Annotated in this window: 11 protein-coding genes; 5 read left to right on the plus strand and 6 right to left on the minus strand. The window is 69.2% G+C overall.

Annotated features, from left to right (window positions below):
• Positions 1–22: 22 nt before the first annotated feature.
• Positions 23–994, minus strand: a complete 972-nt coding sequence (locus AB0M24_RS26905; RefSeq protein WP_363773389.1) for a glycosyltransferase family 1 protein — start codon at positions 992–994, stop codon at positions 23–25.
• A gap of 20 nt (positions 995–1,014) precedes the next feature.
• Here AB0M24_RS26905 and AB0M24_RS26910 point away from each other — a divergent pair, with 20 nt between their 5' ends.
• Positions 1,015–1,923: a glycosyltransferase family 2 protein gene (locus AB0M24_RS26910; protein ID WP_363773392.1), complete on the plus strand. Its 909-nt coding sequence runs from the start codon at positions 1,015–1,017 to the stop codon at positions 1,921–1,923.
• Between the two features lie 4 nt (positions 1,924–1,927).
• On the opposite strand, the gene AB0M24_RS26915 is transcribed toward AB0M24_RS26910, so the two are convergent.
• Positions 1,928–2,290 (minus strand): hypothetical protein, encoded by a 363-nt coding sequence (locus AB0M24_RS26915; protein ID WP_363773395.1) that lies wholly within the window; start codon positions 2,288–2,290, stop codon positions 1,928–1,930.
• Between the two features lie 101 nt (positions 2,291–2,391).
• On the opposite strand from AB0M24_RS26915, the gene AB0M24_RS26920 reads away from it, so the two are divergent.
• Together AB0M24_RS26920 and AB0M24_RS26925 are read left to right on the plus strand one after the other, a co-directional pair.
• Positions 2,392–3,459: an NDP-sugar synthase gene (locus AB0M24_RS26920; RefSeq protein WP_363773398.1), complete on the plus strand. Its 1,068-nt coding sequence runs from the start codon at positions 2,392–2,394 to the stop codon at positions 3,457–3,459.
• Positions 3,452–4,330: a DNA-3-methyladenine glycosylase 2 family protein gene (locus tag AB0M24_RS26925; protein ID WP_363773401.1), complete on the plus strand. Its 879-nt coding sequence runs from the start codon at positions 3,452–3,454 to the stop codon at positions 4,328–4,330. The genes AB0M24_RS26920 and AB0M24_RS26925 overlap by 8 nt, the downstream gene beginning before the upstream one ends.
• Here AB0M24_RS26925 and AB0M24_RS26930 read toward each other — a convergent pair.
• Genes AB0M24_RS26930 through AB0M24_RS26945 form a run of 4 tightly spaced genes read right to left on the minus strand, consistent with a single transcriptional unit; the run spans position 4,327 to position 7,908 of the window.
• Positions 4,327–4,854: an NUDIX hydrolase gene (locus AB0M24_RS26930; protein WP_363773404.1), complete on the minus strand. Its 528-nt coding sequence runs from the start codon at positions 4,852–4,854 to the stop codon at positions 4,327–4,329. The two genes, AB0M24_RS26925 and AB0M24_RS26930, sit on opposite strands and share 4 nt — an antisense overlap.
• A complete protein-coding gene (locus tag AB0M24_RS26935) occupies positions 4,851–6,230 on the minus strand; it encodes a coenzyme F420-0:L-glutamate ligase (protein WP_363773407.1) in 1,380 nt (459 codons plus the stop codon). Before AB0M24_RS26935 ends, AB0M24_RS26930 begins: the two co-directional genes overlap by 4 nt.
• Positions 6,166–7,119 (minus strand): 2-phospho-L-lactate transferase, encoded by a 954-nt coding sequence (gene cofD / locus AB0M24_RS26940; protein ID WP_363773410.1) that lies wholly within the window; start codon positions 7,117–7,119, stop codon positions 6,166–6,168. The genes AB0M24_RS26935 and cofD overlap by 65 nt, the downstream gene beginning before the upstream one ends.
• A 33-nt stretch (positions 7,120–7,152) precedes the next feature.
• Positions 7,153–7,908, minus strand: coding sequence for a site-2 protease family protein (locus tag AB0M24_RS26945; RefSeq protein ID WP_363773413.1), 756 nt, complete (start codon positions 7,906–7,908; stop codon positions 7,153–7,155).
• A 245-nt stretch (positions 7,909–8,153) separates the two neighbouring features.
• Between AB0M24_RS26945 and AB0M24_RS26950 the strand changes: the two genes are divergently transcribed.
• Positions 8,154–8,450, plus strand: a complete 297-nt coding sequence (locus tag AB0M24_RS26950; RefSeq protein ID WP_045315329.1) for a WhiB family transcriptional regulator — start codon at positions 8,154–8,156, stop codon at positions 8,448–8,450.
• A 39-nt stretch (positions 8,451–8,489) separates the two neighbouring features.
• Complete coding sequence (locus tag AB0M24_RS26955; protein ID WP_363773417.1) at positions 8,490–11,645, plus strand: glycosyltransferase family 2 protein; 3,156 nt, start codon at positions 8,490–8,492, stop codon at positions 11,643–11,645.
• The last annotated feature ends 405 nt before the right edge of the window (positions 11,646–12,050 follow it).

A 12,050-nucleotide genomic window follows, 5' to 3' on the forward strand; every position in this document is an offset into this window, starting at 1 on the left:
CGGGAATGCGCCAATCCGGCTGTTACAGGTGCGTGTCCCAGACACCGCGTGCAGTCTTTTCCCAGGTGAACTCACTCGCTCGGGTGAGACCGGCCTCGACGGTGTGACGAGGATCAGCCAGCACGGCCCGCAGACCTTCCGTCAACGACGCCAGATCGCCCCGCCGCACGACGGTGCCGGCGCCGCCCGCGACCTCCACCAGAGCCGGGTCGTCGGAGTGCACGACGGGCACGCCGGCGGCCATCGCCTCCAGCACCGGCAGCCCGAACCCCTCGGCCAGACTGGGCGCCGCCAGCACGGACGCCCCGCACAGCACCGACGCCAGCCGCGCGTCGGAAACCTTGCCCAGCAACGTGACGTGCGGTGCCCGGAGATCAACACCACCCCAGCCGGCCGGACCGATCACGACCAGCGGGACCCTTAGCCGTTCACACGCCCGCACCAGCAGGTCGAAGCCCTTGCGCGGCTCGATGGTGCCGATCGCCAGCACGTAACCGGACGGCAGATCCGAGGCAGGAGGCCCGACGAGTCGCGTGACTCCGTTGGGCACGACGTGGACCGGAACTTCGACCTTCAAGTGCTGCCGCAGTTGATCGGCGACAGCGTCGGTCGGCACGACCAGAGCCTTCGCGCGCAGGGCCGCGGCGGCGATCACCTTGCGATGCCAGGCGACCCCGCGCGGCGTCAGCGTTTCCGGATGGGTCCACGGCACGACGTCGTGCACGGTGACAACGGCGCCCGGTAGCGGAGCGAGCGGCGTGGGAGCGTGCACGTGCGGACCGAGCCGAGGCGGCAGCCCCCGTTCCCACAACGCCACGAGCGCCCGCCGCGGCAGTCGGATCACGCGGTCCGCGCGAGCCGTCGCCGCACCGGTCACCGTCCAGCCAGCAGGCGCGGTCTCCCGAAGAGCGGTGAGCAACTCGGCCGTGTACCGGCCGGTGCCACCGGGGACGGGCGCGTTGAGTTGCTCGGTCAGGACTACTAGCTCGGGCACGTCGCGTACCGTCTCACGCCGTGTCGGCACTCAGCACCGTGGTGGTCGTGACGTGGCGCGGCCGTGACCACATCACGGCGTGCCTGGACGCCCTCGAAGCCCAGAAGAGTCCACATAGGACGATCATCGTCGACAACGCGTCCGACGACGGCACAGCCGCGTTGATCAGCGGACACGAGGTCGTCAGGCTTCCGCGCAACCGCGGTTACGCGGGCGGCCTCGACGCGGTCCAGGGCATGGTCGACACCAAGTACGTGGCGTGGCTCAACGACGACGCCGTGCCGGACCCGTCGTGGCTGACCGAGCTGGAGAGCGCTCTCGAAGCCGATCCCGGCGCGGCCGCCGCCACGTCGTCGATCCTGCTGACGGACGGCTCGACCCAGTCCGTCGGGGTGGCGCTGACCTCGGACGGCCACGGCAAGGACGTCGTGCTGGCGGGCCGCGAGGTGTTCGGGTTCTGCGGTGGCGCCGCGTTGCTCAGGACCGAAGAGCTGCGCAGAGCAGGTGGCGTGCCGGCGAGCTTCTTCTGCTACTACGAGGACACCGACACGGCTTTCCGGCTGCGGCTGGCCGGGCACCGGGTGATCTCGGTCGGCCCCGCGCGGGTGCGTCACAAGCACGGCGCCAGCACGCGGCCGGGCTCGAAGCCGTTCCACCTCTGGAACGAGCGCAATCGTTTGCTGATGCTGCTGCGTTGCGCCCCAGGCCTGATCGCAATCAGGGAGCTCGCGCGGTTTCTGGCGATCACGGCGTTGCTGCCGTTCCGCGAGAACGTGCCGAACGCGGCCAACTTCACGCTCGGTCTGCGGCTCAGGGTCCTGGCGGAGGTGCTGATCAGACTGCCCGCGACCGCGTTCCAACGGCTCGTGATCGGCACGCGCAAGAAGGTCGGGCGAAGCGCGGTCTGGAAGGACTGGGCAGGGCGCTAGGAAGTCACATGTTCCCGTTGAGGCGCTGCGTCAACGAGGAACGCGTCTGCTGGTGGTTCGTCGAGGTCGGAATCACACCCTGCTGCACGACCTGGGTGATCTCCGCGTCGTCGGCGACCGGCATCGGCTGCGTCGGCATGGGCTGCGGGGGCATCGGCGGGCGCTGCTGCTGGCCCATCTGAGCCGGCGGAATGATCATGGTCGAGTCCGGGTCCCGGCGCGGATCCATGGCGTTGACCAGCGTGCGGGGGACCTGCTGCGTGTCGGACGCGTCCATCGGGGACGTCATGTTGTCCGGTGTCACGATGTGCCGCCCACGTGCACGGGCGCGGGCGAGCATGGCGTCGGCCCGGTCGCGGGGGTCCATGTCGGATTTAGCTCCTTGCCGGGACCAGATCCCGTATGACGATCTGCTTCGTGTCAGAGTATTCCGTCGAACGGCTCGCTGTAACGCGGAGGAGGAAAAAGGTGCACGGCGTCGAAGCTGTGGTGCTGGTCGGGGGCAAGGGCACTCGTCTTCGCCCGCTGACCCTGTCCGCTCCCAAGCCCATGCTGCCGACCGCGGGGGTGCCATTTTTGACGCATCTCCTGTCGCGGATCAAGGAGGCAGGCATCACCCACGTGGTGCTCGGGACGTCCTACAAGGCCGAGGTGTTCGAGGAGTACTTCGGTGACGGATCGAGGCTCGGCCTCGAGCTCGAGTACGTGGTCGAGGAGGTGCCGCTCGACACCGCCGGCGCCATCCGCAACGTGGCCGACAAGCTGCGCGAACCCGACGTGATGGTCTTCAACGGCGACATCCTGTCGGGCGTCGACCTGACGGGGATCGTGGAGACGCACCGCAAGCACGAGGCGGACGTCACGCTGCACCTCGTGAAGGTCGCGGACCCGCGCGCGTTCGGCTGCGTGCCGACCGACGACGAGGGCCGCGTGCAGGCGTTCCTGGAGAAGACCGAGAACCCTCCCACCGACCAGATCAACGCGGGGTGCTACGTGTTCCGCCGCGAGGTGATCGACGCCATCCCGGCCGGTCGCCCGGTCTCAGTTGAACGGGAGACGTTCCCCGGCCTGCTGTCGGACGGCCGCCGCCTGCAGGGTCACGTCGACGCCACGTACTGGCTCGACCTGGGCAAGCCGGAGGCGTTCGTGCAGGGGTCCGCGGACCTCGTGCGCGGTGTGGCGCCGTCGGCTGCCGTCGCGGAGCCCGGCGACTACCTGGTGCTGGACGGCTCGGCGATCCACGAGGGCGCCACGGTTCGTGGTGGCTCTGCGGTCGGTGCGGGCTGCACGGTCGCGGACGGCGCGGTGCTCGACGGCGCGATCCTGTTCGACGGCGCTGTCGTCGGTGAGGGTGCGGTCGTCGAACGCTCGATCGTCGGCGCCGGTGCTCTCGTGCAGGCCGGTGCGGTGCTGCGGGACGCCGTCGTGGGCGACTCGGCCGTGATCGGTGCTCGCTGTGAGCTGATCGGCGGGGCGCGCGTGTGGCCGGGTGTGGTGCTGCCCGAGGCCGGCGTGCGCTTCAGCACGGATGCTTAAGAGATCTTGGACACCACCGTTCCCACTGGATCTGGGCGCGGTGCTCGGACCGTTGCGCCGCGGACCCGGTGACCCGTCCTTCTCCACTGAAGGCGGCATCTGGTTCGCGGCCAACACCCCGTGCGGCCCCGGAACCCTGCACATCCGGCGCACCGACACGATCGAAGCCGAAGCGTGGGGCGACGGCGGTGGGTGGCTGCTCGACGGCCTCCCCGCCCTGCTCGGCGCGGACGACCCGCTCGACGAGTTCGTCGCCCACCACCCGATCATCGCCGAGGCCCGCCGCCAACGCCCCGGCCTGCGCCTCGGCGCGGCAGGACGCGTGTGGGACCTGCTCTCCGCCTCGATCCTGGAGCAGAAGGTCACCGGCAAGGAGGCGTTCCGGACGTGGCGCGAGCTGGGCCGCCGCTTCGGCGAGCCGGCGCCGGGTCCCAAGCCCTTGAAGGTCCCACCGACGCCGCAGAAACTGCTCAGCCTGAACGACTGGGAGTGGCACCAGTGCGGCCTCGACGGCGCACGCAGACGCACGTTGATCAACGCCGCCCAGGTCGCGCACCGGCTGGAGAAGGCCTTCGAGATGCGCAGCCGTGAGCTGCTGGAGAAGGTGCCCGGCATCGGCGTGTGGACGTCGGCCGAGGTCGCGCAACGGTCGTGGGGCGACCCGGACGCGGTGAGCGTCGGCGACTACCACGTGGCCAAGAACGTCACATGGGCGCTGACAGGCACACCAGGCGACGACGACGCGATGATGGAGCTGCTGGAGCCCTACAAACCGCAGCGCGGCCGCGCCGTGCGATACCTGGAGGCCGCGGGCATGCAGCGGCCGCGGCGAGCCCCGAGGTTCTCGCCGCGCGACTACCGCAAGTTCTAACGAATCCTGGCCAGTGCCGACTCGATCAACGGGTGCAGGTCGTCCACGTTGTCCGGCAACGAGTCCAGCGGCCACCACTGCAGGTCGACCGACTCGGCGGACCGCACCGGCTCCGCCCCCATCGGCGCCCGCACCAGGAACCGCACGTCGAAGTGCCGCGTCGGCTTGCCGAGCGAGCACGTGATCGGGTGCACGTCGAGGTGGATCGGTGTCGGCTCGATCCGCAGCCCGCGCATGCCGGACTCCTCGGTGGCCTCGCGCAACGCGGCGCCGGCCAACGTCGAGTCCTCGGGCTCGCAGTGGCCACCCAGCTGCAGCCACCGGCCCACGCGCGGGTGCAGCGTCAGCAACGCGTGCTCCCCGGTGGCGTCCAGAACCAGAGCGGAGGCCGTCAGATGCCCCGGCTCGCAAGAACGCATGCAGGCGTCCTCACGGGCCGCCAGGAAGCCCAGGTAGGCCTCTTTCAACGCGTCCTGGCCGGTGAACCGGCTCAGCGTGGAGACCGCGTCGTCGTGCAGTGTCACAGCTCGATCAGCCCTTCCAGCGGCTCGCGCGGCGTCAGCGGCTCGGTCGGGTGCCCGACCGCCACGGCTCCGAGCGGCTCCCAGTCGTCAGGCACGCCCAGCACGGCGCGCACGACATCGGCGCAGAAGATCGTCGACGACACCCAGCACGAGCCGAGCCCCTCGGCGGCCAGCGCCACCAGCAGGCCCTGCACGGCGGCGCCACCGGCGACCGTGAACATCGTCTTCTCGGCCTCTGACCTGCGCGGATCCGGATACGCGTGCGATCCGTCGCGGACCAGGAACGGCACCACGATCTCCGGCGCCTCCACCAGCAGGTCGCCCCGCCGCAGCCGCCGTTCGACCTGCTCGGGCGTGAACCCGTCGCCCTGCAGATCGCGAGACCACTGCTCTCGCATCGCCTTCAACAACTCGGCGCGCTTCTCCCGCACGAGCACGAACCGCAACGGCTTCGTGTGGTGCGGCGCGGGAGCGGTCAGCGCGGCGCCGACAGCACGCTTGAGCACCGCGAGATCAACCGGTTCGTCCGCGTAGAACCGCACGGACCGGCGCATCAGCACGGCCTCGGCACGTCCCTGGGCCAGCGCCTCCTCGGTGCCGAGCCGGAACAGGTCCTCGTCGGTCGGCCGCGTCAGATCGCGAGCGGACGACCCGTCGTCCACCACGTCGTACCCGCGCAGCACCGCGACCGGCACCGCGCCGAGCTTGCCCTTCACCAGGTCCGCGGCGGCCGCGATCTCGTCCGCGACGGCCACCTGCGTCACGACCAGCTCGTTGCCGTGCTCGTCGACCGATCCGGAGTAGTCGTGCAGCACGCGGATGCCGGACGCGCCGATCGCGGCGTCGGTCTGGCCCACCCGCCACGCGCGGCCCATCGTGTCGGTGACGACGACCGCGACCTCGACGCCCAGCAGGCCCTTCAACGCCGTCCGCAACGCCGCGGCCGAGCCGTCCGGGTCCACCGGGAGCAGCGCGATCTCGTCGCCCGCCACGTTCGACGCGTCGACCCCGGACGCGGCCTGCACGATGCCGAGCTTGTTCTCGGTGATCAGCGTGCGCATCTTGCGGGCGAGCACCCGCACCGACTCGGCCTCGACGTGCTCGCGCCGGATCCTGTCCCGTTCCTCGGGGTCGGCGGGCACGCTGACCAGCCGTCCCTCCACTTTGGACAAGATCTTGGACGTCACGACGAGCACGTCGCCGTCGCGCAGCCAGGGCGCGGCAGCGGCGATCGCGCCGGCCAGATCGTCACCGGGGCGAAATTCCGGCAGACCCGGAACCGGCAGCAGCTCCAGCGCCGCGGCGGCGTGGTCAGTCAACGTCGACTCCGGCCAGTTCCAGCGCGTCACGGGCCATCTGCGCCGTGGCGTCCACATCGGACATGAGCAGCGGAACCGCGCGAACCGCGACCCCGGGAACGTCCGCGCGATCGCCGGTGTGCACCAGCCACGCGTCGAGAATGCCGTCTTCAGAGCACTTGCGGGAGCCGTAGAGCCGCCCGACCGCCTCGGCCGACGTCTCCACACCGATCGCGTCCAAACAAGCGTCGGCCATACCCCGCAACGGTTTCCCGCCAATGATTGGCGACAAGCCGACGACACCGGCCTCGGTCTTGCGCAGCGCGTCGCGCACACCGGGCACGTTCAAGATCGTGCCGATGCTCACAACGGGGTTGGACGGGGCCAGGATCACCGCGTCCGCCTCGGCGATCGTGTCCAGCACGCCCGGCCCCGCGGTCGCGGCCTCGGCGCCCACGAACGCGAACGACTGCGCCGGAATGCCCGCCCGGTGCTTGACCCACCACTCCTGGAAGTGGATGGCGCGCGGTTCGTCGTCGAGCTCGACGACGACGTGCGTCTCCACCCGGTCGTCGGACATCGGCAGCAGCCGCACGCCCGGCTTCCAGCGGTCGCACAACGCCTCGGTGACGGCCGACAACGGGTAGCCGGCGCGCAGCATGCGGGTGCGGACGAGGTGCGTCGCGATGTCCCGGTCGCCGAGCCCGAACCACGTCGGCTCGGCGCCGTACGCCGCGAGCTCCTCCTTGACGGTCCACGACTCGCCCTCGCGGCCCCAGCCGCGTTCGGTGTCGATCCCGCCGCCCAGCGTGTACATGCAGGTGTCGAGGTCGGGCGTGATGCGCAACCCGTGCATCCACACGTCATCGCCGGTGTTGACCACCGCGGTGACGTCAGCCCCGAGTTGTTTGAGTCCCTGCAGGAACCGTGCTCCGCCGACCCCGCCGACCAGTGCTACGACCTTCACGCCAACCCATGCTTCCACAGTGCTTCGAGTGGCCTACAGGTAGCGCCAGAACATGAACGCGACGGCACCGGAGCCCGCCGATCCCGCGTCGCCGCCGACGGCTTCGAACACCGTCGAGGCCAGCGCGAAGAACAGCCTGTTGGCCTCGGCGAAGGCGATCAGGACGGCGAACAGGATCAGCGGCGCCCACGGCCGCGCCTTCTGGCCGAACTGCTGCGCCTGGTACGACATGAACGGTTCCAAAACACCCCAGCCGTCCAAACCGGGAATCGGCAGGATGTTCAGCACGAACGCGATCACCTGCAACAAAGCCAGGTACGAAATGGCGCCCGCGAGCGCGGCGGGCGGTGAGAACAGCGCGACGATTCCCGCGAGGATCACGCCGATCACGAGGTTCGTGACCGGTCCCGCGAGTGAGACCAACGACTCGATCTTCTTCGACCGCAGCGCGTGGTGGTTGATCCACACAGCGCCACCCGGAAGTGGGATTCCGCCGAACGCGAGCAGCACCAGCGGCAGCACGATGCTCAGCACCGGGTCGGTGTAACGGCGGATGTCGAGGGTCAGATAACCCTTGTCGCGTACCGAAAAGTCGCCGCCCTTGTACGCGACGGCGGCGTGCCCGAACTCGTGCAGGCACAGCGTCACCGCCCACCCGGCGAGTACGAAGAGGATGGTGCCCGAGATGATGGCCGCGTCACCTTCGAGCAGGGTGAGAGCGGCTCCCGCGGCCGTTGCCGCGAGCAGACCGAGGAACAGTGGACTGGGGCGCACCGCTGATCGCTTCACCCCACCAGTGTGGCGTGTCGGCTGGCGTCGTGGGCCGTTCGGGGACCCGTTGCGACACCTGAATCACTGTCTGTGCTGCCAGTCAAGGTTTTTGCGGCCATCTGCGCGAATATCCCCCGACGTGTGGACTCCGCTTGACCGCCCGCTGTGACGCAGGTGTAATCACATCGGTGTCATTCGTCGTTGTGGGAACGGCGTCTGGCGTCCGCCAACCGGGGAGAGCGGAAGGCGAGGAGGCGGACGAAATGCAGGAATTCGAAGAAGATCACGTCGCGCAGCCGGTAGTCCAGGGCGAGCTGTCGTACCTGTTCGACCCTGCCGACGAGCAGGACTGGCAGGAGCGCGCGCTTTGCGCGCAGACGGATCCCGAGGCGTTCTTCCCCGAAAAGGGTGGTTCGACGAGGGAGGCCAAGCGCATCTGCCTGGGCTGCGAGGTTCGTTCGGAGTGCCTTGAGTACGCACTCCAGCACGACGAACGCTTCGGCATCTGGGGCGGTCTCAGTGAACGAGAACGCCGCAAGCTGAAGAAGCGAGCCGTCTAGGCGGTCAGAAGTGTGATCTTTGTGCCTTAACTTGAGGGCGTGACAAGCCCTCACCCGAGGCTCCGGACCGCGCCGGTGCTGTGCGTCCTGGTCTGCCACGACGGCGACCAGTGGCTCAGCACGGCGCTGTCCGCGTTGCGGCGCCAGAGAGTTCGCCCCAGGCATGTGATCGCGGTCGACACCGGATCCCACGATCGCACCGCGAAAGTACTTGCTGAGGCGGAAGATCTGCTGGACGGCGTGCTGACGCTGCCTCGTGGCGCGGGCTTCGGCACCGCGGTGCGCCTTGCCGTGGAGCACGCCGTCGAGCGGTGGGGCGACCCGGGCAAGTGGTTGTGGTTGCTGCACGACGACAGTGCGCCGGAACCCGACTGCCTGGCCGCCCTGCTGACCGCGGCCGAGGTGTCGCCGTCGGCTGCCGTGCTGGGCCCGCTGTGCCTCGATTGGGTGGATTCTCGTCTGGTCGTCGAGGCGGGTTTGTCGACGGATTCTTCAGGACATCGACAGACTGGGCTCTCGTCCGCCGAACATTCCGCGTCGTTCCAGCAGAGCACCGAAGTGCTGGCGGTGTCTTCCGCGGGTTCGTTGATCCGCCGCGAGGTCTGGCACTCGCTGGGCGGTTACGACGAGGCGATGCCGCTGCTGCGCGACGACCTCGACTTCGGCTGGCGCGCTAATCGCGCGGGTCATTTGGTCCTGTGCGTACCGGTCGCACGCATGCGACATGCGCGCGCCGCAACTAAAGGCGCACGCCGTTTGGACGCGGCCATGGCTCGCCCCGGCCCGTCTTTTCGCGGTGTCGACCGGGCGCACGGCATGCGCACGTTTCTCGTCAACACCTCGGGTTTCTCGTTCCTCATCGGACTCCCGCGCCTGCTGTTTCTGTCTTTGCTGCGGGCATTGGGTTTCCTGTTGCTCCGACGTTTCGCCGACGCGCACGCCGAAGTGGGCGCCGCGCGCTACCTCCTGACGCGGGGCCGTTTGTTCGAAGGCCGCCGCGCACGTCGTGGCTCGGCCGTGGTGCGCGGGCTCTTCACCTCTCGTTTGACCCGGTTCCGCAACGCCGTGCGCGCCGGCGCGGCGTTCCTGATCCGCCGGCGAGTCGAGGCCGACGCGGCGCTGGGTCGTCTGCCCGCGTCCGATGCTCGTTCGGCGTGGCTCGAACCATCCGAAGTGGACACTCGCCCGGTCGGCCCCTCCGCGCTGCCCGCCGGCGCCTCCCGCGGACGGCCTCGCGTCGCCGGGTTGCGCCGTCCCCCGGTCGTGGTGCCGGTCGACGCCGCGTTGCCCGGTGCTCTGCGTCCGTCGCCGCGGCCCCGGCCTTCCCCTGGCCCGCGCGGGCCGGAGATGGTCTTCGTCGAGGTTGACCAATCACGGGTGCTGCGTTCGCTCCTGCTGGCGCCCCCGGTCCTGCTGGTGCTCGGCCTGTCGGTGATCGCGGTGATCGCCAACTGGTCACGCCTCGGGTTGGGTCTTGCCGGTGGCCGGTTGCTGCCCGTGGGTTCGCTCGGCTCGGTCTGGTCGACCTACCTGGCGTCCTGGCATCCGGTCTTCGGTGGCACCGCCGCGCCGGCTCCCGCGGCATTGGCCGTTCTGGGACTCATTCCGGGCGGGCCTTCGTTCGCGGTGGCGTTGCTGTTGCTCGGCGATATCCCCCTCGCGGCGTTGTCGGCGTACATCGCGTCACGGGGCATGCGCGTGCGACGGTCCGTGCGCGCGGTGGCGGCCGCCTTCTACGGACTGCTGCCCGTGGCCACCACAGCCGTGTCCGAGGGACGTCTCGACGTCGTCGTCGTCCACGTCGTGACGCCCGTGGTGTTCGCCGGCGTGTACGCGGTCTTGCGCGCGTCGTCCACGCACGCCTGGCTGCCGATGGCTTCCGGCACGGCCATCGGGGTCGCGGTGCTGGGCGCGTTCTCGCCGTTGACCCACGTCGTGACGATCGTGGGGGCTTTGGGCGGGTTCATCGCGGTGTCCGGCGGGGCTCGGCGCATCGCGGCGTTGTTCGCCATCGTGCTGTTGCCGATGGCGTTGTTGTTGCCCTGGCCCGCGGTGCTGTTGCAGCACCCCGAGATGGTCCTGAACGGGTTGGGGGCTGCTTTTGAGTCGCCTCCGCCGAACCTGATCGTGTGTTCGGTGTTCGTGGCCGCGGCTTTCGCGGCTGCGGTGTTGCGGCCGAACTCTGCGATGTTGCCCGGGTTGTTGGTGATCGTGCTGGCGATCGCGGCTCTGGCTGCGGTGGCTGCCGTTAAGGCCTGGCCCGGGACGCCGTTGGTGATCCTGGCGTGGGGGCTCGTGTACGTGGTGCTCGCGGGGTGCAAGCGCGGGGTGCCGCCGGGGATTGCCGGGCAGGTTCGGGTGCGGCGGGCTGTCTACCTGGTTGGTGTGGTGGCGTTGGTCAGTCTTGGGGTGGCTGGGCTGCTGGATCTGCGGTCGGGGCCGTTGCGGGCCGATGGTGGGGTTCGGCTGTCTTCTTCGTTGACGGCTGAGTTGGAGCGGACCGGGCGGTCTGTGTTGATTCTCGGGTCGCCTGTGCGGCAGGTGGCTGGGCGGCTGCCGGCCTTTGGGGATGACGATCTGGTGCCGACGGTTTCGTCGCCTGCTCGGTTGCGGCGGTGGAATACGTCGTTGTTGGACGGGGCGCCGCCGGTGGTGACGTTGGCGCTGGCTCAGGCTGCTTCGTCTGGGGTCGCCTTTGTGGTGTTGCCTTCTGAGGCGGCTGCTGCTCGGGTGCGGGCTGCTGGTGGTGAGTTGGTTTCTGTGGCGCCTGCTGCTTCTGATGGGCGGCCCGTTTTGCGGTTGCGGTTGGCTGCTGACACCGGGGTGCTTCTTGGGCCCGATTTGGCTCGGCGGGCTCGTACTGGTGGGGAGCCTCCGGCTGAGTTGGCGGCTGTGGGGGTTGCTCCGGTGAATGTTTCGTTGCCGGAGGTTGCTGTTCGGGTTTCGCCTGGTGGGGAGGGGCGGGTGCTCGTGTTGGCGGCTGAGGATGAGCCTGGGTGGACTGTGTTGGTGGATGGGGTTCGGGTGCCTGTTGTTCGGGCTTGGGGGCATCTTGTGGGGGTGCCGTTGCCTGGGGCTGCTGCTGAGGTTCGGGTTGAGATGTCGACTACTTTGCGGGACTTCTTGTTGTTGGCTCAGGCTGCTGCTGCGTTGTTCACGTTTCTGACGGCTGTTCCTTCTCGGCGACGTGGGTGAGGCCGCCTTCGGCGGCGCGCGTCGGTTGCCGTTGCCGTCCCCCAGTTGGGTTGGCGGCTGGCGGTTTCGTGTTCGTAGGTGGGTGCGTGCCGTGCTTGTGTTCCGGTTGCGTTCTGGGAGCTCTGCCCCAGACCCCGCCAATCTGATCAAAGACCCACCAGCGCCGTCGGCGGGTTGATGGCACGCCTGTTGCTTTGGGCGGCTTGCTGTTGCGTAGGTGCTTGCGTTGGTGGGGTGGGTCCCGTCACGAGTCGTAGCGGAGCGAGCCACACCAGGTCAGGGGTGTCAACTCGACGAAAAGCGTGTCGAGTTGACACCCCTGACCTGGCGCGGCCAACGATCAGCCACGACTCGTGACGGGACCCACCCCACCCAGAGTGTTTGCTAACTGCAGCGCGGCTTCGG

The sequence above is a fragment of the Lentzea sp. NPDC051838 genome (assembly GCF_040681245.1).
In the GTDB taxonomy this organism is placed as follows: domain Bacteria; phylum Actinomycetota; class Actinomycetes; order Mycobacteriales; family Pseudonocardiaceae; genus Lentzea.